The sequence below is a fragment of the Streptomyces aureocirculatus genome (assembly GCF_000720475.1).
In the GTDB taxonomy this organism is placed as follows: Bacteria; Actinomycetota; Actinomycetes; order Streptomycetales; family Streptomycetaceae; genus Streptomyces; species Streptomyces aureocirculatus.
Window position 1 is genome coordinate 1 of sequence record NZ_JOAP01000029.1, and the last position, 22,839, is coordinate 22,839.

The 22,839-nt window shown below is 72.2% G+C and carries 22 protein-coding genes; 12 read left to right on the forward strand and 10 right to left on the reverse strand.

The window, feature by feature from the left end:
* Positions 1-160 precede the first annotated feature (160 nt).
* On the reverse strand, positions 161-1,135 hold the full coding sequence (locus IG78_RS0125495; protein ID WP_030567166.1) for a helix-turn-helix domain-containing protein: 975 nt from the start codon (positions 1,133-1,135) through the stop codon (positions 161-163).
* Between the two features lie 99 nt (positions 1,136-1,234).
* Here IG78_RS0125495 and IG78_RS0125500 point away from each other — a divergent pair, with 99 nt between their 5' ends.
* Positions 1,235-1,693 carry a cupin domain-containing protein gene (locus IG78_RS0125500; RefSeq protein ID WP_078965532.1) on the forward strand — a complete coding sequence of 153 codons (459 nt, stop codon included), beginning with the start codon at positions 1,235-1,237 and terminating at the stop codon, positions 1,691-1,693.
* A gap of 20 nt (positions 1,694-1,713) precedes the next feature.
* Here IG78_RS0125500 and IG78_RS0125505 read toward each other — a convergent pair whose 3' ends face one another.
* Positions 1,714-2,163, reverse strand: coding sequence for a VOC family protein (locus tag IG78_RS0125505; RefSeq protein ID WP_030567169.1), 450 nt, complete (start codon positions 2,161-2,163; stop codon positions 1,714-1,716).
* Between the two features lie 129 nt (positions 2,164-2,292).
* On the opposite strand from IG78_RS0125505, the gene IG78_RS0125510 reads away from it, so the two are divergent.
* On the forward strand, positions 2,293-2,856 hold the full coding sequence (locus tag IG78_RS0125510) for a CGNR zinc finger domain-containing protein (RefSeq protein ID WP_030567170.1): 564 nt from the start codon (positions 2,293-2,295) through the stop codon (positions 2,854-2,856).
* A 54-nt stretch (positions 2,857-2,910) separates the two neighbouring features.
* Here IG78_RS0125510 and IG78_RS0125515 read toward each other — a convergent pair whose 3' ends face one another.
* The gene (locus tag IG78_RS0125515; RefSeq protein WP_404827733.1) at positions 2,911-3,414 is read right to left on the reverse strand and encodes a winged helix-turn-helix transcriptional regulator; all 504 of its coding nucleotides are present in this window, start codon (positions 3,412-3,414) and stop codon (positions 2,911-2,913) included.
* 125 nt (positions 3,415-3,539) lie between these two features.
* Here IG78_RS0125515 and IG78_RS0125520 point away from each other — a divergent pair, with 125 nt between their 5' ends.
* Complete coding sequence (locus IG78_RS0125520; protein WP_078965534.1) at positions 3,540-5,162, forward strand: MFS transporter; 1,623 nt, start codon at positions 3,540-3,542, stop codon at positions 5,160-5,162.
* Here IG78_RS0125520 and IG78_RS0125525 read toward each other — a convergent pair.
* Complete coding sequence (locus IG78_RS0125525; RefSeq protein WP_030567173.1) at positions 5,102-5,971, reverse strand: AraC family transcriptional regulator; 870 nt, start codon at positions 5,969-5,971, stop codon at positions 5,102-5,104. The two genes, IG78_RS0125520 and IG78_RS0125525, sit on opposite strands and share 61 nt — an antisense overlap.
* 80 nt (positions 5,972-6,051) lie before the next feature.
* On the opposite strand from IG78_RS0125525, the gene IG78_RS0125530 reads away from it, so the two are divergent.
* On the forward strand, positions 6,052-6,957 hold the full coding sequence (locus tag IG78_RS0125530; protein WP_078965526.1) for an NAD(P)H-binding protein: 906 nt from the start codon (positions 6,052-6,054) through the stop codon (positions 6,955-6,957).
* Between the two features lie 82 nt (positions 6,958-7,039).
* Here the strand turns inward: IG78_RS0125530 and rarD are convergent, their stop codons facing one another.
* From rarD to IG78_RS0125565, 6 genes are all read right to left on the reverse strand, one after another.
* The gene (rarD, locus tag IG78_RS0125535; RefSeq protein ID WP_249926138.1) at positions 7,040-7,972 is read right to left on the reverse strand and encodes an EamA family transporter RarD; all 933 of its coding nucleotides are present in this window, start codon (positions 7,970-7,972) and stop codon (positions 7,040-7,042) included.
* A 272-nt stretch (positions 7,973-8,244) separates the two neighbouring features.
* Entirely contained in the window at positions 8,245-9,327 is a 1,083-nt protein-coding gene (locus IG78_RS0125540; RefSeq protein ID WP_030567177.1) for a 2-oxoacid:ferredoxin oxidoreductase subunit beta, read from the reverse strand.
* On the reverse strand, positions 9,320-11,263 hold the full coding sequence (locus IG78_RS0125545) for a 2-oxoacid:acceptor oxidoreductase subunit alpha (RefSeq protein ID WP_030567178.1): 1,944 nt from the start codon (positions 11,261-11,263) through the stop codon (positions 9,320-9,322). The genes IG78_RS0125540 and IG78_RS0125545 overlap by 8 nt, the downstream gene beginning before the upstream one ends.
* A 340-nt stretch (positions 11,264-11,603) precedes the next feature.
* The gene (locus IG78_RS0125550) at positions 11,604-12,263 is read right to left on the reverse strand and encodes a response regulator transcription factor (protein WP_283936547.1); all 660 of its coding nucleotides are present in this window, start codon (positions 12,261-12,263) and stop codon (positions 11,604-11,606) included.
* 370 nt (positions 12,264-12,633) lie between these two features.
* Entirely contained in the window at positions 12,634-13,971 is a 1,338-nt protein-coding gene (locus tag IG78_RS0125560) for a sensor histidine kinase (protein WP_030567184.1), read from the reverse strand.
* Positions 13,972-14,242: 271 nt separating this feature from the next.
* A complete protein-coding gene (locus IG78_RS0125565; protein WP_030567187.1) occupies positions 14,243-15,445 on the reverse strand; it encodes a sensor histidine kinase in 1,203 nt (400 codons plus the stop codon).
* 399 nt (positions 15,446-15,844) lie between these two features.
* Between IG78_RS0125565 and IG78_RS0125570 the strand changes: the two genes are divergently transcribed.
* Genes IG78_RS0125570 through IG78_RS0125605 form a run of 8 tightly spaced genes read left to right on the forward strand, consistent with a single transcriptional unit; the run spans position 15,845 to position 22,839 of the window.
* Positions 15,845-16,240, forward strand: coding sequence for an NADH-quinone oxidoreductase subunit A (locus IG78_RS0125570; protein ID WP_030567189.1), 396 nt, complete (start codon positions 15,845-15,847; stop codon positions 16,238-16,240).
* Positions 16,231-16,953: an NADH-quinone oxidoreductase subunit B gene (locus IG78_RS0125575; RefSeq protein ID WP_037686252.1), complete on the forward strand. Its 723-nt coding sequence runs from the start codon at positions 16,231-16,233 to the stop codon at positions 16,951-16,953. The genes IG78_RS0125570 and IG78_RS0125575 overlap by 10 nt, the downstream gene beginning before the upstream one ends.
* Positions 16,950-18,221 (forward strand): NADH-quinone oxidoreductase subunit C, encoded by a 1,272-nt coding sequence (locus tag IG78_RS0125580; protein WP_030567193.1) that lies wholly within the window; start codon positions 16,950-16,952, stop codon positions 18,219-18,221. Before IG78_RS0125575 ends, IG78_RS0125580 begins: the two co-directional genes overlap by 4 nt.
* Positions 18,218-19,186 carry a complex I subunit 1/NuoH family protein gene (locus IG78_RS0125585; protein WP_030567195.1) on the forward strand — a complete coding sequence of 323 codons (969 nt, stop codon included), beginning with the start codon at positions 18,218-18,220 and terminating at the stop codon, positions 19,184-19,186. Before IG78_RS0125580 ends, IG78_RS0125585 begins: the two co-directional genes overlap by 4 nt.
* On the forward strand, positions 19,186-19,767 hold the full coding sequence (locus IG78_RS0125590; protein WP_030567197.1) for a NuoI/complex I 23 kDa subunit family protein: 582 nt from the start codon (positions 19,186-19,188) through the stop codon (positions 19,765-19,767). Before IG78_RS0125585 ends, IG78_RS0125590 begins: the two co-directional genes overlap by 1 nt.
* Positions 19,764-20,420 (forward strand): NADH-quinone oxidoreductase subunit J family protein, encoded by a 657-nt coding sequence (locus IG78_RS0125595; protein ID WP_030567199.1) that lies wholly within the window; start codon positions 19,764-19,766, stop codon positions 20,418-20,420. Before IG78_RS0125590 ends, IG78_RS0125595 begins: the two co-directional genes overlap by 4 nt.
* The gene (nuoK, locus tag IG78_RS0125600; RefSeq protein ID WP_030567202.1) at positions 20,420-20,848 is read left to right on the forward strand and encodes an NADH-quinone oxidoreductase subunit NuoK; all 429 of its coding nucleotides are present in this window, start codon (positions 20,420-20,422) and stop codon (positions 20,846-20,848) included. Before IG78_RS0125595 ends, nuoK begins: the two co-directional genes overlap by 1 nt.
* The gene (locus IG78_RS0125605; RefSeq protein WP_030567204.1) at positions 20,845-22,839 is read left to right on the forward strand and encodes an NADH-quinone oxidoreductase subunit 5 family protein; all 1,995 of its coding nucleotides are present in this window, start codon (positions 20,845-20,847) and stop codon (positions 22,837-22,839) included. The genes nuoK and IG78_RS0125605 overlap by 4 nt, the downstream gene beginning before the upstream one ends.

Here is a 22,839-nt window from a genome sequence, read left to right on the forward strand (position 1 = left end):
GGTGTGGGGAGGGTGTGTCCGGCTCGCGGGGGTGGGGGGTTCGCGGGGGTGCCCGGCTCCCGGGGGTGGGAGTTCGCGGGGGTGCCCGGCTCGCGGGGGTGCCGGGTGGTTCGGGTGCGCCGGGTGGTTCGGGTGTGCCGTGGTGGGGGAGGGGCCGGGGTCAGGGGGCGAAGCGGTGGCGGTAGGCCGAAGGGGTCAGGCCGGTCTCGCGGCGGAGGCGGGCGCGAAGGTTGGCCGCCGTACCAAGGCCACTGCGGTGCGCGACAACATCGAGCCGCCCCTCACCACGCTCGATCAGCCGACAGGCCAACGCGGTGCGCTCCCCGTTCAACCACGCCAACGGCGTCGTACCGAGCTGCGCACGGAACCGCCGATGCAGCGTCGCCGGACTGACCGCCGCCCGCGCGGCGAGCCCCGCGACCGTGAGCGGCTCCCCGAGCCGCTCAAGCGCCCAGGCGAGCAGCGGCCCGAGCGACTCGTCCGGCACCTCGGGCACCGGGCGTTCCACGAACTGCCGCTGCCCGCCGTCCCGGTGCGCGGCGAACACAAGCCGCCGCGAGACCGAGTTGGCGACCTCCGCCCCGAAGTCACGGCGCACGATGTGCAGCCCGAGATCGAGCGCGGCAGCGCTCCCCGCGGCGGTGAGAATGTCACCGTCGTCGACGAAGAGGACGTCCGGCTCAAGGCGGACCGCGGGAAAGCGGCGCCGGAAGTCACCCGCCCACTGCCAGTGCGCGGTCGCCCTGCGCCCGTCGAGCACCCCCGCCTCTGCGAGCGTGAACGCACCGCTGCAGAAGCCGACGAGCCGGGCGTCGCGCGCATGGGCCCGGCGCACCGCGTCAAGCACGGCCCGGCGGCGCGGCACCTCCGTATCGGGCCGGTTCGGCACGATCAGTGTGTCCGCCGCCTCGGCCGCCGCCAGCGGCGCGACCCCGGTGAGGGTGAAGAAGCCGTCCCGCATCAGGGTGCGCGGCTCGGGCGAGCACAGCGTGAAGTCGTAGAGGTCCCGGCCGAGTTCGGGCCTGCGCAGGCCGAAGATCTCGATGGCGCAGCCGATCTCGAAGGGGTTGGAGTTCGCATCGACGAGGGCGACGACACGGTGGGGCCGCACCCCGTGCGAGTTTTCTTGCGCCATATGCGATTTCTAGCACTCGTGGCGCACCCGGCCAAGAACCACGATGAGCCCATGACCCACGACGACGATCAGCCCATGACCCACCACGACGATCAGCCCATGACCCGCCACGATCAGCCCACGACCCACCACGATGAACCCACGACCCCCAAGACCCCCGCCCACAGGCCCGCACCCATCGACCTGAGCGAGGCCCTCGCCTCCTTCGACGCCGTGTGGAGCCCTCGCATCGTCACCCACGTCAACGATTACGACGTCCGCGTCGCCAAGTTCAAGGGCGAGTACATCTGGCACGTCCACGACGACACCGACGAGTTCTTCCTCGTCCTGGACGGAGAGCTGGACATCGCCCTGCGCGACGCCTCGGGCGAACGCACCGTCACGCTGTCCAAAGGCTCCGTCTTCACGGTGCCGCGCGGCACCGAGCACAAGCCGGTCGCGCACTCCGGCGCCTCGGCCCTGCTCTTCGAGCCCACGGGAACACTGACGGTGGGGGACCGGCACGACGAGGTCCCGGACCGCGTGGACGCGACGACGGGCCACGCACTGGACCTCTGAGCCTCCGGCCCCCCAACCGGTCAGTGCAGGCAGAACTCGTTCCCCTCCGGGTCCGCAAGGACCACCCAGCCCGTGCCCGCCTCTTCCACATGGCGAAGGGCGGTCGCACCGAGCGCCTCCAGGCGGGCCAGTTCCTCGTCACGGGTGCCGGGCGTGGAGTGCACGTCGATGTGCAGCCGGTTCTTGCCGGACTTCGTCTCCGGGACGCGCTGGAAGAGCAGCCGCCGGCCGAGGCCCGTGCCGTTCTCCTCGTCGTACGGATCGTCGGGATGCCGTACGGCGATGAGATCGCGGAAGCTGCGCCGCCCCCGGAAGTCGACGGTCTCCGCCTCGCTCACGGCGCCGAAGCCGAGCAGCCGCTCGATCAGGGCGCTGTTGTCCTCGACCTCGTACCCCAGCGTCTCGCCCCAGAAGGCGGCCTGGGCATGCGGGTCCCGCGCGTCGATGACGAGTTTCCAGTGCAGGGTCATGATGTCATCGTAACCAGTTATAGTGGTTACGTGGCAACAGGAGGAGCGGACGGCGCGGCGAAAGCCGGTGCCGGTGCCGGTGCCGGTGCCGGTGCCGGTGCCGGTGCGGACACGGACGCGGGCGTGATCATGCGTCCGCCGGACGGGCAGGTCTACCGGTTCGACCCGGGAGCCCTGTGCCTGGAGCTGCTCGCCACGGGAGGCCCCGGCGCCTTCGCCCGCTTCGAGACGCTGCACGCTCCGGCGGACCTGCTGGCGTGGACGGCGCAGAGCCGCATCGGGCCCTGCCCCGGACTGACCGCCACCGAGCGGGAGCTGGCGGCCGTCCGGGAGCTGCGTGACGCCCTGTTCCTGTTCACGGCCGACCACGCCCACGGCCGCCCCTGGGACCCCCGGCACCTGGAACTGCTCAACGACGCGGCGGCCGCGCCCCCGCTCGCCGCCCGCATCGAGGCGGACGGCAGCCGCGCCTGGGCGCCGGGCGCCACCGCCACCGGGCTCCTCTCGACGGTCGCCCGCGACGCCGTCGACCTCTTCACCGGCCCGCACGCCTCCCGCGTACGCGAATGCGCCGCGCACGACTGCTTCCTGCTCTTCGTGGACACCTCGCGCCCCGGACGGCGGCGCTGGTGCGCGATGGAGCGCTGCGGGAACAGGGCGAAGGCCCGCACACACCGGGCCACCAAGGCGTAACCACCCCGGCCTCCCGCCCCCGGGTGCCTTACCCGGCCCTGTCCCCGCCTGCCCCTACGCCTGCGTGCCGGTGGCCGACTCCTCCGCGGCGACCCGCGCGTCGTACGCCGACCGTGCCGCCGCCACCTCGTACTGGTGCTCCTCCGTCCAGGTGACCAGGGCCCGGATGGTGTGGTGCAACGTGCCGCCGAGCGGCGTGAGTTCATAGTCGACGCGCGGCGGCACCACCGGATGCACCGTGCGCCGCACCAGGCCGTCGCGCTCCAGTTGGCGCAGCGTGACCGTCAGCATGCGCTGGCTGATGCCGTCGATCTCGCGCCGCAGCTCCGTGAAGCGCAGGCGGCGCCGCTCCAGGAGCGCGATGACGAGCAGTGACCACTTGTCGGCCACGCGGTCCAGGATCTGCCGCACCTGACAGTCCTCACGGGTGTCCCACTGAAAGGGATCGTTATCCCCGTAGCCCTGGGTCTCCCCATAGTCCTGGCCCTCCACGCTGCCCTGGCCCTCCACGGTGCCCTCGGTCTCCACGGTGCCCTCGCAGTGCCTCGGTGACTTCAAAGTGCCTTCTTCCACCTCTGTCGATGCTGCCGCAGGATGCCAATGGTTACAAGAAGGAACCGGCCGTCGTCGGAGTAACCACGACCCCGGCCCTCATCCCCATCGCCACCGCCGAAGGAGTCGTCATGGGCGCCCGCGCCAGGACATTGCTGCTGGTTCTCTGCGGAACGGTCTTCCTGGAGGGCGCCGACATCGCCATGCTCGCCGTGGCCGTTCCCAGCATCCGGTCCGACCTGGGCCTGTCGACCGGCACCTCGGCCTGGGTGATCAGCGCGTACGTCCTCGGGTACGCGGGCTTCACGCTGCTCGGCGGCCGCGCCGCCGACCTGCTCGGCAGGCGGCGGATGTTCCTCACCTGGCTCGGGGTCTTCATCGCCTTCTCCGGGCTCGGCGGGTTCGCCACCGAGGGCTGGATGCTGCTCGTGGCGCGGTTCGTGACGGGGGTGTCCGCGGCGTTCATGACACCGGCCGCGATGTCGATCATCACTACCTCGTACGCGGAGGGGCCCGAGCGCGACCGGGCGCTGCTGATCTTCGCCGGGACGTCCGCGGGCGGTTTCTCGCTCGGCCTGGTCGTCGGCGGGCTGCTCACCGAACTCGACTGGCGGTGGGTGTTCTTCGCACCGGTGCTCGTCGCGGCCGTGATCCTCGCGGGGGCGCTCCGCCTCATCCCGAAGGCGAAGGCGAAGGCGAAGGCGACGGCGACCGCGGCAGAGGCGACGCAGTCACCGCGGACACCGGAGACGAGCGTCCTCAAGGGCTTCGACCTGCCGGGCGCAACCGCGGCCGCTGGCGCCATGCTGCTCCTCGCCCTCGGCATCGTCCGGCTCGAACACGGCCTCGCCGACTGGCCGTTCACGGCCGCCGCCCTGACCGCGGGCCTGCTGCTCGTCGCCGCCTTCGTGGGGATCGAGCGGCGCGCGGCACAGCCACTCGTGCGGCTCGGGATATTCCGTACGGGGTCGGTGGTGCGGGCCGGGCTCGGGGCGCTGCTGTACCTCGGGGCCTTCATGGGCTTCCAGCTCGTCCTGACGCTCTACCTCCAGGACCTGCGGGGCTGGTCGTCCTGGCAGACCGCCGTCGCCATGGTCGTCCTTGGCTGCGACGTGTTCCTGTCGCCGACGCTCACACCGCGCCTGGTGCGGCGGTACGGCAACACACGCGTGATCCTCGGCGGCTTCGTACTGGCACTCCTGGCGTACGTCATGTTCCTGCCGGTCGGCATGGACTGGCCGTATCTGCTGATGTTCCCCACGCTGCTCCTGGCCGGGATCGGCTTCGCGCTCACGCTCGGGCCGCAGATGATCGCGGCGACGGACGGTGTGGCCGAGCATGAGCAGGGTCTGGCGAGCGGTCTTCTGCAGACGGCCACGCAGTTCGGCGCCGCGATCGGGATATCCGCGGTGACGGCCGTCATCGGCCTGGTCTCGGCGGGCTCGCACACGGGGGGCTCGCACACGGGCGCGGGGCCGGGCGCCGGAGCGGACCCGGCGGATCTGTCGGCGTTCCGCTGGGCCCTTGTCGTCCCGGTGGTCATGGCGGCCCTCGGCGTCATCGTCGCGGCGGTCGGCGTACGCGGGGGGACGGGCAGGGACGGAACGGGCGGGGGCGGTTCCGGCAGGGGTGGAACGGGCGCGGGCGGGGCGCGCACGGGCGGCAGGGGTTCCCTGCCGGTCGCGGGCGGCGCTCAGCCCACCGCCCCGAGCGAGCCGGTGGACGTACGCGCGGCGGCCAGCGAGGCGCGGTAGCCGCTCGGCGCGATGCCCCGGATCCGTTTGAAGGCGTCGCTGAAGCCGTACCCGTCGGCGTACCCCACCTGCCCCGCCACCGCGGCGACCGTCGCGCCCGGCTCGGCGAGCAGCTCGGCGGCGAGCGCCATGCGCCACTCGGTGAGGTACGCCATCGGGGGCCTGCCGACCAGTTCGCTGAAGTTCCTGGCGAACGCCGCGCGCGAGACCTGGGCGCGCGCGGCGAGCGTCGCCACCGTCCAGGGCCTGGCCGGCTCGTCGTGCATGGCCCGCAGGGCGGGACCCACCACCTCGTCACCGAGCGCGCGGTACCAGGCGGGCGGACGGGCGTCGGGCAGGTCGAACCACCCGCTCAGGGTGCAGGCCAGCATCCAGTCGAACATCCGGTCCCGCACGAACTGGCGCCCCGGTTTGCCGGAGGCCACCTCGGCGGCGATCAGCTCCACGACGGGCACGTTCTCCGCGCCGGTCGGTACGACGAGCAGCGGCGGCAGCGCGCCGATCAGGCGTCGGCCCACGGAGCCGTCCAGCCGGTAGGCCCCGGCGATCAGTTCGCTCTCGCCCGCGGCCGGATCCGCGGCGCACACCGTGAACGGCACGGTGGTGCAGACGACCGCGGCGTCACGCTCGCGCAGGACCCGCGATTCACCCGACGACATCACGATCCGCGCCGTGCCGCGCACCACCACCACCAGTTCGAGCGCCGCGCCACCTGCGCACGCCACCTCCCACGGGCCGACCTGGACGGCGCGTTCGAACAGCGCGCCGTCCGCGCGTACCCCTCGCAGCAGGTCCCCCAGAGCGTCCATCTCCCCACGGTAGACGGACACCCATCCGATGGAGACGGATTCCCATGTACTCCGTGCGACAGAGGAAGTTGGCTTGCCCCATGACGATCGCAGAGCAGACCGCAGAGCAGACCGCAGGACGCATCAGCGAGCAGACCGCAGGACGCATCAGCGAGCTGAACGCCGTCGGTCCCGTCCTCGTCCTCGGTGCCACCGGCAAGACGGGGCGCCGCGTCGTGGCCAGGCTCCGTGACGCGGGGCGCACCGTGCGCGCCGCCTCCCGCGGCGCCGAGACCCGCTTCGACTGGATGGACCGCGCCACGTGGGCGTCCGCCCTCGACGGCATGCGGGCCCTCTGTCTGGTCGCCCCGCCCGATCCGGAACCGATCGCCGACTTCGTCGCCGAGGCCAAGGCGGCGGGCGTGCGGCGCTTCGTGGTCCTTTCGGGCCGCGGCGTGCACCGGTACGGGATGGCCTTCGAGCCTTCCCTGGCCGAGGCGGAGCGCGCGGTCCGTGAGGCCGACGTCGACTGGACGCTGATCAGGCCCAACAGCTTCGCGCAGAACTTCGCCGAGGACCTCTACGCGGTGCCCCTGCGCGCGGGCCTGCTGGCCCTGCCGGTGGGTGCCGTCGCGGAGCCGTTCATCGACATGGAGGACGTCGCGGAGGTGGCGGTCGCCCTGCTCACCGAGGAGGGCCACTCGTACCGTACGTACGAACTCTCCGGGCCCCGCGCGCTCACCTTCGCCGAGGTGACGGCGGAGATCTCGGCGGTGTCCGGGCGGCCGATGCGCTTCGAGGCGGTCACGGCGGAGCGGTACGTGGCGGACCTGACCGCGCGCGGCATGACCGAGGAGGAAGCCCGCTCACTCGCCTACGTCCACGTCTTCCTCTCCGAGGGGCACAACACCGAGCCCACGACGGACGTCCGGTACATCCTCGGCCGTGAGCCCCGCGACTTCTCGGAGTACGTGAAGTCGGTGGCGGCAGCGGGCATCTGGACCTGAGCCGCCGGTCAGCCCACGCGACATGCCGGTCAGCCCACGCGTCACGCAGGTCAGCCCGCGCGTGACGCCGGTCACCCGCGCGTCAGGCCGCGGGTTCCCGCTTCGGGCGCGCGGGCGGCGCGGCGTCCTGCGTGGCGTCCTGCGTGGCGGCGGCCGCCGCCACCCGCGCGGCAGCCAGCTTCACCGCGTTCCGCCGTGCCGTCCGCAGCGCGTCCCAGGTGAGCAGCGCGAGCGCCAGCCACACGAGGGCGAAACCGGCCCACCGCTCGGGCGGCATCTCCTCGTGGAAGTACAGGATTCCGCACAGGAACTGGAAGACGGGCGCCAGGTACTGGAGCAGCCCCAGCGTCGACAGCGGCACCCGGATCGCGGCGGCACCGAAGCAGACCATCGGCGCCGCCGTCACCACGCCGGTCGCGGCGAGCAGCGCACCGTGCCCGAACCCCTCCGCGGCGAAGGTCCCCTGCCCCTGGGTGCCGAGCCACAGCAGAAAGCCGACCGCGGGCAGGAACTGCACGGCGGTCTCGGCGGCGAGCGACTCCAGGCCGCCGAGGTTGACCTTCTTCTTGACCAGGCCGTACGTCGCGAAGGAGAAGGCGAGGCAGAGGGAGATCCAGGGCGGGCGGCCGTAGCCGACGGTGAGGACGATGACGGAGGCGGCGCCGATGCCGACCGCGGCCCACTGCACGGGGCGCAGCCGCTCGCCGAGCAGCAGGACGCCGATCGCGATGGTGACCAGCGGGTTGACGAAGTAGCCGAGGGACGCCTCGACGACGTGGCCCGCGTTCACGGCCCAGATGTAGACGCCCCAGTTGATGGTGATCACCACGGCGGCGATCGTCACCAGGCCCAGCTTGCGCGGCTGGCGCAGCAGCTCGCCCGCCCACGCCCAGCGCCGCACGACGAGCAGCGCGATGCCGACCACCACGAGGGACCAGGCCATCCGGTGCGCCAGGATCTCGCCCGCGCTCGCCGGCTTGAGGAGCGGCCAGAACAGGGGGACGAGCCCCCACATGCCGTACGCCGCGAAGCCGTTCAGGAGTCCTGTGCGTGCCTCGGCCCTCGCCTGCGCTGGGGTCACGGCTCCTCCTTGGTACTGGGCTGCCCGACGCTGCCGAGCACGAAGGTAGCGCCCCCACACGACCGCTGTCATGTCCGTATCGCCATACGGTCATGACACCCGCTGGTCGCGGGGGCCCGGACACGCGGCGAGGCCCGGACATGCGGCGAGGCCCGGTCCTGACGGAGCAGGACCGGGCCTCGGACGTGGGGGCGGGCGGCCGGCGGCTAGCCGACGACCGTCCAGGTGTCGCCGCCCGCGAGGAGCGCCGCGAGGTCGCCCTTGCCGTGCTGCTCGATGGCCGTGTCGAGCTGGTCGGCCATCAGCGTGTCGTACACCGGCCGGTCCACGTCGCGGAAGACGCCGATGGGCGTGTGGTGCAGCGTGTCCGGGTCGGCGAGCCGGGACAGGGCGAAGGCCGTCGTCGGGGACGCGGCGCGGGAGTCGTGGATCAGGAGGTCCGCCTCGTTCTCCGGTGTGACCGCGACGACCTTCAGGTCGCCGGTGGCCGGATCGCGGACGACGCCCTTGGAGCCGTCGGTGCCGAAGCGGATCGGCGCGCCGTGCTCCAGGCGGATCACGGCCTCCTCCGCCTGCTGCTTGTCCTTGAGGACCTCGAAGGCGCCGTCGTTGAAGATGTTGCAGTTCTGGTAGATCTCCACCAGGGCCGTGCCGTTGTGGTCGGCGGCCTGGCGCAGGACCTCCGTGAGGTGCTTGCGGTCGGAGTCGACCGTGCGGGCCACGAACGAGGCCTCCGCGCCGATCGCGAGGGACACCGGGTTGAAGGGCGCGTCGAGGGAGCCCATCGGCGTCGACTTCGTGATCTTGCCGACCTCGGACGTCGGGGAGTACTGACCCTTGGTGAGGCCGTAGATCCGGTTGTTGAACAGCAGGATCTTCAGGTTCACATTGCGGCGCAGGGCGTGGATGAGGTGGTTGCCGCCGATGGAGAGCGCGTCGCCGTCGCCGGTGACGACCCAGACGCTCAGGTCGCGCCTGCTGGAGGCCAGGCCGGTGGCGATGGCCGGGGCGCGGCCGTGGATGGAGTGCATCCCGTACGTGTTCATGTAGTACGGGAAGCGCGATGAGCAGCCGATGCCGGAGACGAAGACGATGTTCTCCTTGGCCAGGCCGAGTTCGGGCATGAAGCCCTGCACGGCGGCCAGGACCGCGTAGTCGCCGCAGCCGGGGCACCAGCGCACTTCCTGGTCGGACTTGAAGTCCTTCATCGACTGCTTGCCCTCGGCCTTGGGCACGAGCTTCAGGAGCGTGTCGGAGCCGGTGGGCCCTTCGAGCGTGGTGTCAGCCATCGATGGCCTCCTTGAGAGCCGTGGCGAGCTGCTCGGCCTTGAACGGCATGCCGTTGACCTGGTTGTACGAGACCGCGTCCACGAGGTGTTCGGCGCGGATCAGCGTGGCGAGCTGACCGAGGTTCATCTCGGGGATCACCACCTTGTCGTAACGCTTCAGGACCTCACCCAGGTTCCGCGGGAACGGGTTGAGGTGGCGCAGATGCGCCTGCGCGATGCTCTGCCCGGCGGCCCGCAGCCGCCGCACCGCCGCCGTGATCGGCCCGTACGTCGAGCCCCAGCCGAGGACGAGCAGGCGGGCGTCGCCGTTCGCGTCGTCGACCTCCAGGTCGGGCACCTCGATGCCGTCGACCTTGGCCTGGCGGGTGCGGACCATGAAGTCGTGGTTGGCCGGGTCGTAGGAGATGTTGCCCGTGCCGTCCTGCTTCTCGATGCCGCCGATGCGGTGTTCCAGGCCCGGCGTGCCCGGGACCGCCCAGGGCCGGGCCAGGGTCCCCGGGTCACGCTTGAACGGCCAGAAAACCTCGGTGCCGTCATCGAGCGTGTGGTTGGTGCCGGAGGCGAACTGCGTGCGCAGGTCGGGAAGTTCGTCGGTCTCCGGGATCCGCCACGGCTCGGACCCGTTGGCCAGATAGCCGTCGGACAGCAGGAAGACCGGCGTGCGGTACGTGACCGCGATCCGGGCCGCCTCCAGGGCCACGTCGAAGCAGTCCGCCGGGGTGCGCGGCGCGACGATCGGCACCGGGGCCTCGCCGTTGCGCCCGTACATCGCCTGCAGCAGGTCCGCCTGCTCGGTCTTGGTCGGCAGGCCCGTGGAGGGGCCGCCGCGCTGGATGTCGACGATCAGGAGCGGCAGCTCCAGGGACACCGCGAGCCCGATGGTCTCGCTCTTGAGCGCCACGCCGGGGCCCGAGGTGGTCGTGACCGCCAGCGAACCGCCGAAAGCGGCGCCGAGGGCCGCGCCGATCCCGGCGATCTCGTCCTCGGCCTGGAAGGTGCGCACACCGAAGTTCTTGTGCTTGGACAGCTCGTGCAGGATGTCCGAGGCCGGCGTGATCGGGTACGAGCCCAGGTAGAGCGGCAGGTCCGCCTGGCGCGCGGCCGCGATCAGGCCGTACGACAGGGCGAGGTTGCCGGAGATGTTGCGGTACGTGCCTGGGGGGAACGCCGTGGCGGCCGGGGCCACCTCGTAGCTGACCGCGAAGTCCTCGGTGGTCTCGCCGAAGTTCCAGCCCGCCCGGAACGCCGCGATGTTCGCCGCCGCGATCTCCGGCTTCTTGGCGAACTTCGTCTTCAGGAACCGCTCGGTGCCCTCGGTCGGCCGGTGGTACATCCACGACAGGAGGCCGAGCGCGAACATGTTCTTCGAGCGGCCCGCGTCCTTGCGCGACAGGTCGAATTCCTTCAGCGCCTCGACTGTCAGCGTCGTCAGCGGCACCGGGTGCACCTGGAAGCCGTCCAGCGAACCGTCCTCCAGGGGCGAGGTCTCGTACCCCACCTTCTGCATGGCGCGCTTGGTGAACTCGTCCGTGTTGACGATCACCTCGGCGCCGCGCGGCACGTCCCCGATGTTCGCCTTCAGGGCCGCCGGGTTCATCGCGACGAGGACGCTCGGCGCGTCGCCCGGGGTCAGGATGTCGTGGTCGGCGAAGTGCAACTGGAAGGAGGAGACGCCCGGCAGGGTGCCGGCGGGCGCGCGGATCTCCGCGGGGAAGTTCGGCAGCGTCGACAGGTCGTTGCCGAAGGTCGCCGTCTCGGAGGTGAACCGGTCACCCGTGAGCTGCATGCCGTCACCGGAGTCACCCGCGAACCGGATGATCACCCGGTCGACGCGGCGCACATCCTTCCCGCCCGCCGCGGGCCTGCGCTGCCCTCCGACGACTGCTCCGTCGGCTTCGTCGTTCTGCTCGGCCGGGCTACTGACCTGGCTGGTCACTGAACTGGACCTCCCTCGAGGCGGCGACTCGGGAGCGGCAGGCCGCCCTGCGCTCCCAAGGCCCACCCTACGTCTGTAAGGGTCACGTTCTTAGGGCCGCTCGTATGGTGGACGTCCCTTTGAGACAGTGGGATGCCCCGATTTGTCATGTTGTGCCTCGCCCCCCGGCCTTCCATGAAGGCGCTCTCCGCTCATCCTTTAGTTCTAGGACTGAGTCCTCCTAGAACCTTGCTGCGGTGCGGTGTCGTGTCCCGGTGGCGGGACGGCGGCCGACGGGGTCCGGGTCGGCCGGGGCGGGCACGGCGCCGGGGCGGACCCGGCCGGGCCCGCCCGGTCCCGGTCAGGAATTGAGGTACCGCAGGACCGCGAGTACCCGTCGATGGTCCCCGTCGCTCGGCGAGAGACCGAGCTTGAGGAAGATGTTGCTGACGTGCTTCTCTACGGCGCCGTCGCTGACCACGAGCTGCCGCGCGATCGCCGAGTTCGTGCGCCCCTCGGCCATGAGCCCGAGGACCTCGCGCTCGCGCGGGGTGAGGTTCGCGAGGACGTCCTGCCTGCGGCTGCGCCCGAGCAACTGGGCCACGACCTCCGGGTCGAGCGCGGTGCCGCCCTGCGCGACCCGCACCACCGCGTCCACGAACTCCCGCACCTCGGCGACCCGGTCCTTCAGCAGATACCCCACACCCCGGCTGGACCCGGCGAGCAGCTCCGTCGCGTACTGCTCCTCCACATACTGGGACAGCACGAGCACCCCGAGCCCGGGATGCCGCGCCCGCAGCTTCACGGCCGCGCGCACTCCCTCGTCCGTGTGCGTCGGCGGCATCCGCACATCCGCGACCACCACGTCCGGCAGCATCTCCTGCGCCGCCAGCTCGGTGATCGTCTTCATCAGCGCCTCCGCGTCGCCCACCCCCGCGACGACATCATGCCCACGGTCGGTCAGCAGCCGGGTCAGGCCCTCCCTGAGCAGCACTGAATCCTCGGCGATGACCACCCGCACCTTGTCCTCCACGATGTTCCGGCCCCCATGCCCTGTTCCCGCCCCGTTGACAGGAACCAGCATCCCAGCATTCGGACGAGGCTGCGCCGTGGTGACGTGAACAGTGGTGTGCGCCTCGGGGCGCACGGGCATTTTCAGCCTGCGCGGCAGTCTTTCGGCCCATGGGGCGAGCTTCCAGCCCGTGCCGGTGCACTTTCTGCCCGTGCCGGCGGAGTTTCAGCCCGTGCCGGTGCAGTTTCAGCCCGTGCCGGTGCAGTTTCAGCCCGTCCGGCGCTTGAGGACGAGGCGCGGAGCGCCGATAAGGGGGGTCCAGGGGGGCACAGCCCCCTGGTTACGGTGAAGGGGCGGGCCTGGGGCGCCCCGCGAGGGCTCAACCCCGCCAGGGCAACTCCGCGGTGATCACCGTGGGCCCACCCACGGGCGACTCGACGACCAGGATCCCGTCCACCGCGTCCAGCCGCTCCGCGAGCCCCGCAAGCCCCGACCCGGACGACACATCGGCCCCACCCCGCCCATCGTCGATGACCTGAAGCATCAGCCGCCCGTCGACCTTCCACACATCCACGGAGGCCCGCCGCGCCCCACTGTGCTTGCTGATGTTCTGCAGCAGCTCGGACACGGTGAAGTAGGCGATCCCCTCGATGGCCGCCGCGGGCCGCGCGGGCAGGTCCACCTCGACGTCCACCGGCACCGTGCACCGCGCGGACAGCGCGGAGAGCGCGGCGTCGAGCCCGCGGTCGGTGAGCACCGCCGGATGGATGCCCCGTGCCAGGTCCCGCAGCTCCTGGAGGGCCACCTTCACCTCGCCGTGCGCCTCGTCGACCATGCGGGCCGCCGCCTCCGGGTCCTCGGCCAGCTTCTCCTTGGCGAGGCCGAGGTCCATGGCGAGGGCGACCAGCCGTGCCTGCGCGCCGTCGTGCAGGTCCCGCTCGATGCGCCGCAGGTCGGCCGCCGCGGTGTCCACGACCACGCCCCGGTCGGATTCCAGCTCGACGACACGTGACACAAGGCGGGAGGGGCCGAGCAGACCGAGGACCATGACCCGGTCGACGGTCGTCAGGGCGCGGATGATCCAGGGCGTGGCCAGCGTGACGAGCAGACCCGTGGCCGAGGTGAGCCCGATTTCGAAGGGGTTGTCCAGGTAGATCCGATGGCCTTCGTCGCCGTAGATCTGAATACCGTCCTGCCCCGCGTGCATCGGGAAGACCCAGAACCACAGCGGGTACGTCAGCATCGCCCAGCCGTACGTCCAGAAGACCACCGACACCGCGAACGAGAAGACCGCCCACGGCATGTGAAGGACCGCGTACACGACGTGCCGCCAGGAGACGCCGCTCTTGAGGACCGCCCCCATCCACGCCATGAAGCCGCCGCGGGCCTGCAACGGGTGCGGGTTCTTGACGTCCACACCGAGCAGCGTCCGCGCCCGGATCCGCTCCAGCGCACCGAATCCGCGCAGCGAGGCCAGGCCGAGGGCGAGCACCGGGACACCCACGAACGTGACCAGCAGGCCCGCGCCGAGCGACAGCATCGTCACCGCGAACACGAAGCCCGCGATGCTGAGCGGCAGCGAGAGGAGCACGTACAGGAACTCACACCACGTACGTCCCTCCAGGGGCGCCCGCAGCGCGGCAGGCAGGCGCCGCAATCCCCCGCGACCGCGCTCGGCGCCCCCGAGGGGGTATCCCTGTCCGTAATCCGTGGCCATCTGTGCCGTCCGTTTCTCCTCGTGCTGATCACCCTGTACGTCCAGGATGCGCGCCCCCGTCCACCGGAACCATGGAGCACGTCGGCCTCTTCGACCGGGGGTTTTCCCTACCTCGCGCATGGGCCTGACCGGCCCGGGAAGGGGCGCGGGGAACTGCGCGCTCAGCGCACGAAGAGCCGCAGACGCCTCTGCCGCGTTGCCCCGCGGACGCGTCTGCGGCCTTTACCTGGTTGCGCGCGCAGTTCCCCGCGCCCCTGGCGCGGGGCCCGGATCAGGACCCGGCTCGGGTCTGATCCGGCTCGCGGTCCCGCCACGGCAGCTCGGCCGTGATGGTCGTCGGCCCGCCCTGCGGGGAGTCGATGACGAACAGGCCGTCCACCGCGCCGAGCCGGTCCGCGAGGCCCGCCATGCCCGTGCCGCCGTCCAGGCTCGCGCCGCCGTGGCCGTCGTCCCACACCTGTATGAGCAGCCGCTGGTCGGAGCGCCACACCTCGACGCTCGCCGTCCGGGCACCGCTGTGCTTGCTCACGTTCTGCAGGAGCTCGGAGACGGTGAAGTAGGCGATGCCCTCGATCGCGGCCGCCGGGCGGGTCGCCAGGTCGGCGGTCACCTTCACCGGCACCGTGCAGCGCGAGGCGACCGACGAGAGCGCCGCGTCGAGCCCCCGGTCGGTGAGCACCGCCGGATGGATGCCGCGCGCCAGGTCCCGCAGCTCCTGAAGCGCCAGCTTCACCTCGCCGTGCGCCTCGTCGACCATCGCCGCCGCGGTGTCCGGATCCTCCAGGAGCTTCTCCTTGGCGAGGCCGAGGCCCATGGCGAGGGCGACCAGGCGGGCCTGCGCGCCGTCGTGCAGGTCCCGCTCGATGCGCCGCAGGTCGGCCGCCGCGGTGTCCACGACGATGCCCCGGTCCGACTCCAGTTCGGCGATGCGGCGCTCCAACTCGTCCGAGCGCGACAGCAGACCGCGCACCATCGCACGGTCGGCGTTGGCGAGGCCCCGCGCGATGAACGGAAGAACCGGCCACAGCACGAAAAGACCCACGGCCATCACCGTGAACGTCACTACGCCCCACGGCAGTCGGATGAAGAAGTAGAGCATCGTCCGCCAGCCGACGGGGTCCTTGAGGCTCGACCACAGCCAGGGGAGGAAGCTCCCGGACCGCTTCGACGGGCCCGGCATCGGGCTCGGCTCGTCGATCCGCACCCCGAGCAGCGCCCGCGCCCGCGCCCGCTCCCCCCTGCCGAGCAGCCGCGCCCCGAAAAGCCCGAGCGCGAGCAGCGGCAGACCGACCGCCGTGACGGACAGGAGCGTGCCGACGAACAGCGCCGTCACCACGTAGACGAACCCGACGAGGGCGATCGGCAGGTTCACCAGAAGGTGCGCGATCTCCTTCCAGGTGTGCGCGTCGAAGGCGAAACGGGCAGGCGGCGGGCCCTGCGGCGCGCCGTGAGCGCGCGTGGTGCTTGCGGTCATACGGGACAGAGTGCCCGGCGCGTCGACCCGGCGCCATGAGGGGGGCCGCCCGATCGCACTGGGGATAACCCCACCCGGCGCCTGCGGGATCCCGTCCGGCGGCCTGCGGGATCTCGTCCGGCGGCCTGCGGGGTCTCGTCCGGCGGCCTGCGAATCCCCGTCCGGCGCCTGCTCGGTCCCGCAGGCCACCGGGCCGAGCGGTCGGCCGACCCACGGTTGTGCGCCATCGTCCCCGCAGACTGCTTACCTCGCCTTTAGCAGGCCCTAGACTCCCGTGCGTACAGATCGTCCGCACAGAGCGTCGAACAGACGAGCCGGAAGCCGGGCGAGCCGGACGAGACGGCAACGCGAGTTTCGGAAGTTTCGGAAGTGAGGGGCCGACGTGCCAGTGACGAGCCAGTGACGACGTACCGTACGGACGTCGCGGCGAGCTACTTCGAGTCGTACTCCGTCGTCGGGCTGCTCGCCGTCGTAGGGGTCCTGTTCGTCGCCGTGGCCTTCGGCGCGAGCCGCCTGCTGCGGCCCGTCGTGCCGACCCCGGAGAAGCTGCTCACCTACGAGTGCGGCGTCGACCCGGTCGGCGAGGGCTGGGCACACACCCAGGTCCGCTACTACGTCTACGCGTTCCTCTACGTCATCTTCGCCGTCGACTCGATCTTCCTCTTCCCGTGGGCGACGGTCTTCGCCGCGCCGGGCTACGGCGCCGCGACCCTCGTCGAGATGTTCATCTTCCTCGGCTTCCTCGCCGTGGGCCTGCTGTACGCATACAAGAAGGGCGTCCTCACATGGGCGTGAACCAGGAGCCCGCGCCGGCGGCCGAGCCCGTGCTGCTGCCGGAGCCGAAGCGGCTCGGCGTCCTCTCCCGCCTCGCCCCCGAGCCGATGAAGGTCGTCCTCAACTGGGGCCGCCGCTACAGCCTGTGGGTCTTCAACTTCGGGCTCGCCTGCTGCGCCATCGAGTTCATCGCCGCCTCCATGGCGCGGCACGACTTCATCCGCCTCGGCGTGATCCCGTTCGCGCCGGGTCCGCGCCAGGCCGACCTGATGATCGTCTCCGGCACCGTCACCGACAAGATGGCGCCCGCCGTGAAGCGTCTCTACGAGCAGATGCCCGAGCCCAAGTACGTCATCTCGTTCGGCGCCTGCTCCAACTGCGGCGGCCCCTACTGGGACTCGTACTCCGTCACCAAGGGCGTGGACCAGATCATCCCCGTCGATGTGTACGTGCCCGGGTGCCCGCCGCGCCCCGAAGCCCTGCTCCAGGGCATCATCAAGCTCCAGGAGAAGATCGCGCGGGAGTCGCTCGGCGAGCGGTACGCGGGAGGCGGCTCGCGGCCGTCGACAGCGGCGCTGCGCAGCGGGCTCGTCGCGCCGCCCGCCCCGGGGGCCGCTGTAGCCCCGGGGGCCGCTGGAGGCCCGGAGGCCGCTGGAGGCCCGGGGGCGGCTGGAGGCCCGGGGGTCCCTGGAGTCTCTGGGACCTCTGGAGTTTCGGGGGTGGACGCCGGATGACCGGCTGGCTGCCCGCTCCCGCCGAGGAGTTGTTCGGCCCGGAGGCCACTGCCGAGGAGGCGTACGAGGTCCTGACGGTGGACGTCCCCGCGGCCTCCTGGCCCGACGCCCTGCGCACCGCCCGCGACACGCTCGGCTGCACCTACTTCGACTGGCTCAGCGCCGTCGACGAACCCGGCACCGGATTCCGGGTGTCCGCCCACGTCGTGGCCCTCGCCCCGGTGCGGCGCCTGCTCGTCCGCACGACGGTGCCGCACGACGCCCCGGCGCTGCCCACCGCCGTCGACGTGTACGCGGGCGCCGCCTGGCACGAGCGCGAGACCCACGAGATGTTCGGCGTCCGCTTCGACGGCCACCCCCACCTCGTACCGCTGCTCCTTCCCGAGGGCTTCGAAGGCCACCCGCTGCGCAAGGACTTCGTGCTCGCCGCGCGGGTCGCCAAGGCGTGGCCGGGCGCGAAGGAGCCGGGGGAATCCGAACACGGCGGCCCGAAGCGCCGCCAGATGCTCCCGCCCGGTGTGCCCGACCCGAACGAGTGGGGCCCCCTGAAGGGACAGCTCCCGGCTGCTCCGGCGCGGCCCGCACGGGGCGCCGGCCGCGCGGCGGGGGCTGGCCGTGCGGCGGGGGCTGGCCGTGCGGCGGGGGCTGGCCGTGCGGCGGGGGCCGGACGAGCTGCCGGTGCAGGTCCCGCGGCCGGGGAGCGCCCGGTCCGGCGTACCCGCTCCGCGAGCGAGGGGTCGGCCAGCCAGACAGGCTCCGCCCCTACGGGTCCGGCGCCCACGGAACCCGCCACCCCGGACGCCGCCCCCGAGACACCCGCCACCCCGGACGCTGCCCCCGAGACGCCCGCCGCCTCCGAGACGCCCGCCGCCCCGGCCAGGCCACGGCGTGCACGCAGCGCGAGCGCGGGTTCCGTCTCGCAGCGGGACGCGGGCGAGCCCTCCGCGACGGGCGGCCCGGCGGACACCCCGGCACCGGCCACCCCGCCGCCTGGCAAGCCGCAGCGCCCCTCCGGCAGCTCCGACGCCCCGTGGCACCACGCCCGCCCGGCCTTCGACGACACGACTGGCACGACGCCCGCCGCCCCCGGGCCCGGGACCGACCCTGAGCCCGCGGTCGATCCCGCCCCCGAGCCCGCAGCCGCCCCTGAGCCCGCGGGCGCGCCTGAACCCACAGTCGACTCCGCCCCCGAGCCGGAAGCCGCCGAGAACCCCGAAGCCGCCGAAAACCCGGAAGCCTCCGAAAACCGCCAAGGAGAAACGCAGTGAACGACGCCCTCGACGTCGCCCTGCGACTCCTCGTCGTCTTCGTCGTCTTCCTCGCCCTGCCCCTGGTCATCGGCCAGACCGAGCACAAGGTCATGGCACACATGCAGGGCCGTCTCGGCCCCATGTACGCGGGCGGCTTCCACGGCTGGGCCCAGCTCGTCGCCGACGGCGTCAAGTTCGCCCAGAAGGAAGACATCGTCCCGGCCGACGCCGACCGGCGGGTCTTCCAGCTCGCCCCGGCCGTGGCGCTCCTGCCGTACCTGCTCGTCCTGCTCGCCATCCCGATCGGCCCGGGCGAGGGCGCCGTCGGCGAGGTCGTCGACGCGGGCATCTTCTTCGTCCTCGCCGTCATGGGCGTCTCAGTACTCGGCTCCCTGATGGCGGGCTGGGCGTCGGCCAACAAGTTCTCCCTGCTCGGCGGCCTGCGCACGGCCGCGCAACTGCTCGCCTACGAACTCCCGATGCTCCTCGCCGCCGCCTCCGTGGCGATGGCCGCGGGCACGGTCTCGCTGCCCGGCATCGTGCACGCCTTCGAGTGGTGGTGGCTGCCCTGGCAGATCGTCGGCGCCCTCGTCTTCTTCGTCGCGGGCCTCGCCGAACTCCAGCGCCCTCCCTTCGACATGCCGGTCGCCGACTCCGAGATCATCTTCGGCGCGTACACCGAGTACACGGGCCTGCGCTTCGCCCTCTTCCTGCTCGCCGAGTACGCCGGGATCGTCGTCCTGTGCGGACTGACCACCGTCCTGTTCCTCGGCGGCTGGCACGGACCCTGGGGTGCCGACGGGCTCGGCTGGGTGTGGACCCTGCTGAAGACCGCCGTCCTCGCGTTCGTCGTCATCTGGCTGCGCGTCAGCTACCCCCGGCTCCGTGAGGACCAGTTGCAGAAGCTCGCCTGGACCCTCCTCGTCCCGCTCGCCCTCGCGCAGATCGCGCTCACCGGAATCGTGAAGGTGGCGATCAACTAGTGCCCCCGATCCCAGGAAGCGGCCTCGCCAAGGGCCTCGCCGTCACCCTGCGCACCATGACGAAGAAGACCGTCACCGAGCAGTACCCCGACGTCCAGCCCGAACTGCCGCCCCGCACCCGCGGCGTCATCGGCCTGTTCGAGGAGAACTGCACGGTCTGCATGCTCTGCGCCCGCGAGTGCCCGGACTGGTGCATCTACATCGACTCCCACAAGGAGACGGTCCCGGCCGCCGCGCCCGGCGGCCGCGAGCGCAGCCGCAACGTCCTCGACCGCTTCGCCATCGACTTCTCCCTGTGCATGTACTGCGGCATCTGCATCGAGGTGTGCCCCTTCGACGCCCTGTTCTGGTCCCCGGAGTTCGAGTACGCCGAGACCGACATCCGCGAACTCACCCACGAACGCGACAAGCTCCGCGACTGGATGTGGACCGTCCCCGCCCCGCCCGCCCTCGACCCCGCCGCCGAGGAACCCAAGGAACTCGCCGCCGCCCGCAAGGCCGCCGAGAAACTGGCCGCCGCGCAGGAGGCACCCGCGGCCCCCGGTCCGGCATCCGGGCCCGCACCCGAGGGGGACGCGTGAACGTCGCCGCAACCGCCCCCCAGGGCTTCCTCTCCCCGACGGGCGTCGAGATCGCCTTCGTCCTCGTCGGCCTCGTCACCCTCGGCGCAGCCGTCGTCACCGTCACCACCCGGCAACTCGTGCACGCCGCGCTCTGGCTGGTGGTGGCGCTCGGCGGACTCGCCGTCGAGTACCTGCTCCTGACCGCCGAGTTCATCGCCTGGGTCCAGGTCCTCATCTACGTGGGTTCCATCGTCGTCCTCCTCCTCTTCGGCCTGATGCTCACCCGGGCGCCCATCGGCCGCTCCCCGGACGCCGACTCGGGCAACCGGCCCGTCGCCGTCGCCGTGGCGCTCGCAGCGGCCGCCGCCCTGGTCTGGGTCGTCGTGGACGCCTTCCGCACCCAGTGGATCGACCTCGACCAACCGCAGGGCACCACCGACGTCACCGGCTCGATCCTCTTCCGGCACTGGGTCCTGCCCTTCGAGGCACTCTCGGTCCTGCTCCTGGCGGCACTGGTCGGCGCCATCGTCCTGTCCCGCAGGAACGCGACCCGCGGCACCGGATCCCCGGACGCCGGATCCCCGGACGCCGGATCCCCGGACGCCGGATCCCGCGGCACCGGACCCCGCGGCACCGGATCCCGCGGCGCCGACGACAAGGAGCAGCGCTGATGCACCTCGCCTATCCCGCCGTCCTCGCCGTCCTCCTGTTCTGCGTCGGCCTGTACGGAGTACTGGCCCGGCGCAACGCGATCCTGGTCCTGATGTCCGTCGAGCTGATGCTCAACGCCGTCAACCTCAACCTCGTCGCCTTCGACGTCTGGCTCCGCGACTCCCTGCACGCCGGACAGGCCCTGACCCTGTTCACCATCGCCATCGCCGCCGCCGAGATCGGCATCGGCCTCGCGATCGTCCTCGCCGTGTACCGCAACCGCGGCACCTCCGCCGTCGACGACCTCCGCGACACCGCCGAACGCCCCGGCGACGACACCGGTTCCGGCGACGGCAACGGTCCCGATGACGCATCCGGCCCCGGCGGCGCCACCGCCGACGAGCCCGCGCGGACCGACGCGTCGCAGAAGGCTGAGGCCACCGCGTGACCACGACCACCCTCGCCGTCCTCGTCCCCCTTCTGCCGTTCCTCGGCGCGGTCGCGGGCCTGCTCCTCGGCCGCACTGCCCCCGGCCTCGCCCGCCCCCTCGCGGTGCTGCCCGCGCTGACGTCCCTCGGGCTGGCCGCCGTCGTGGCCGCCCGCCAGGGCGGCGACGCCGCCGTCGACGCGGCCACCCAGCTCACGCCCACGGGCTCGGTCCCCATCGACCTCGCCCTGCACATCGACGGCTTCGCAGCCCTCGCCGCCGTCCTCGTCGGCCTCGTCGCGTCCTGCGTGCAGATCTACTCCACGGCCTACCTCCACGACGACCCGCGCTACCCCTCGTACGCCGCGCTCGTCTCGCTCTTCACCTCCGCGATGCTGCTCGTCGTCTACTCCGGCGACCTCATGGTGCTCCTGGTCGGCTGGGAGATCATGGGCATCTGCTCGTACTTCCTCGTCGGCCACTACTGGGAGACGCCCGAGGCGCGCGCCGCCTCCCTGAAGGCATTCCTGGTCACCAAGCTCGGCGACGTCCCCTTCCTGATCGGCCTGTTCGCCCTCGCCGCGGACGCGGGCTCGTTCCGGATCACCCGGATCCTCGCCACCGTCGCGGACGGCGGCCTGGACCACCCCACGCTGATCGCGCTGCTGCTCCTCGCCGGCGTCGCGGGCAAGTCCGCGCAGTTCCCGCTGCACACCTGGCTGCCCGACGCGATGGCAGGACCGACGCCCGTCTCCGCGCTCATCCACGCCGCGACGATGGTCGCCGCCGGTGTCTACTTCATCGCCCGGCTCCTCCCCGTCTTCGCCGCCTCCGCGGCGGCCCTGGTCGTCCTCGCCGTCATGGCCGCCGTGACCATGGCGGGCTCGGCGCTCGCCGCGCTCGCCCAGGACGACATCAAGCGCGTCCTCGCCTACTCGACGATCGGTCAGCTCGGCTACATGACCGGCGCCCTCGCCGTCGGCGACCGCGGTGCCGCCGTCTTCCACCTCCTCGCCCACGGCGCCTTCAAGGCGCTCCTGTTCCTCGCCGCGGGCGTGATCATCCACGCCGCGGGCACCAACTCGCTGGCCGCGATGTCCCGCATGAAGGACCTGCGCGCCCGCGTCCCCGACGCCTACTGGACGATGACCGTGGCGCTCCTCGCGCTCGCCGCCGTACCGCCCTTCAGTGGCTTCTTCTCCAAGGAGGCCGTCCTCGGCGCCGCCGAGCACACGGCCACCGGCCACAGCGGGACCGCCCCCGGCGCGGCAGGCTGGATCGTCCTGGTCGCCGGCCTGGTCACGGCCCTGCTCACCGCCGCCTACGCGACCCGCCTGTGGCTCCTCGCCTTCAACGGCAGGGGAACCGAGGCCCCCGACCACGGCAGGCAGCCCGTCGCCATGACCGCCGTGCTGTGGGTGCTCGCCGTGCCGTCGCTCGCCTTCGGCGTGACCGTGGGAGCCCTCCCGGACTGGTTCGACGGCCACAAGCTCGCCCCTACGCTCACCACCTCCGTCCTCGGCACCGGTTTCGCCCTCGTGGGCGCGCTGGTCACCTACGGCGCATGGCGGCAGACCACTTCGCTCGCCGCCCGGGTCCCGATCGGCGCCGTCGCCGCCCACCGGGACGGCGACGCCGGTCTGGTCGAGGCCGAGGCCATCGCCACCCGCACGCCCGCCTACGGAGACGTGGCCGCCGCGCCCGACCCGGCGGACCCCGGCCGGCTCCTGCTCGGCCCGCTGCACCGCCACGCCGCCGCCGGCTTCCGCCTCGACGCGGTCTACGCTGCCCTGTTCGTCCGTCCCGTCCAGGCGGGCGCCCGCCTGGTGCGTTTCCTCGACCGCGAGGTCGTCGAGACGTACGTCCGCGGCGCCGGCGCCGCACCCCGCTGGCTCGGCGTGGCCGTCCGCCGCGCGCAGACCGGCAACGTGCAGACCTATCTGAGCGCGCTGCTCGCGGGCACCGTCGTCCTGGCGGTCGCCGCCGTCCTCGTCGCCACCGCCGGAGCGTGA

What these genes read in the sequence shown, in the direction of transcription:
- IG78_RS0125520 (WP_078965534.1), top strand. Translation starts at nt 3,540, where the DNA reads ATGGGCGCCCGCGCCAGGACATTGCTGCTGGTTCTCTGCGGAACGGTC.
- nuoK (WP_030567202.1), top strand. Translation starts at nt 20,420, where the DNA reads ATGCACCTCGCCTATCCCGCCGTCCTCGCCGTCCTCCTGTTCTGCGTC.
- IG78_RS0125580 (WP_030567193.1), top strand. Translation starts at nt 16,950, where the DNA reads ATGACCGGCTGGCTGCCCGCTCCCGCCGAGGAGTTGTTCGGCCCGGAG.
- IG78_RS0125510 (WP_030567170.1), top strand. Translation starts at nt 2,293, where the DNA reads ATGCGTCCGCCGGACGGGCAGGTCTACCGGTTCGACCCGGGAGCCCTG.
- IG78_RS0125575 (WP_037686252.1), top strand. Translation starts at nt 16,231, where the DNA reads ATGGGCGTGAACCAGGAGCCCGCGCCGGCGGCCGAGCCCGTGCTGCTG.
- IG78_RS0125495 (WP_030567166.1), bottom strand. Translation starts at nt 1,135, where the DNA reads ATGGCGCAAGAAAACTCGCACGGGGTGCGGCCCCACCGTGTCGTCGCC.
- IG78_RS0125505 (WP_030567169.1), bottom strand. Translation starts at nt 2,163, where the DNA reads ATGACCCTGCACTGGAAACTCGTCATCGACGCGCGGGACCCGCATGCC.
- IG78_RS0125540 (WP_030567177.1), bottom strand. Translation starts at nt 9,327, where the DNA reads ATGGCTGACACCACGCTCGAAGGGCCCACCGGCTCCGACACGCTCCTG.
- IG78_RS0125560 (WP_030567184.1), bottom strand. Translation starts at nt 13,971, where the DNA reads ATGGCCACGGATTACGGACAGGGATACCCCCTCGGGGGCGCCGAGCGC.
- rarD (WP_249926138.1), bottom strand. Translation starts at nt 7,972, where the DNA reads ATGTGGGGGCTCGTCCCCCTGTTCTGGCCGCTCCTCAAGCCGGCGAGC.
- IG78_RS0125565 (WP_030567187.1), bottom strand. Translation starts at nt 15,445, where the DNA reads ATGACCGCAAGCACCACGCGCGCTCACGGCGCGCCGCAGGGCCCGCCG.
- IG78_RS0125525 (WP_030567173.1), bottom strand. Translation starts at nt 5,971, where the DNA reads ATGGACGCTCTGGGGGACCTGCTGCGAGGGGTACGCGCGGACGGCGCG.
- IG78_RS0125530 (WP_078965526.1), top strand. Translation starts at nt 6,052, where the DNA reads ATGACGATCGCAGAGCAGACCGCAGAGCAGACCGCAGGACGCATCAGC.
- IG78_RS0125500 (WP_078965532.1), top strand. Translation starts at nt 1,235, where the DNA reads ATGACCCGCCACGATCAGCCCACGACCCACCACGATGAACCCACGACC.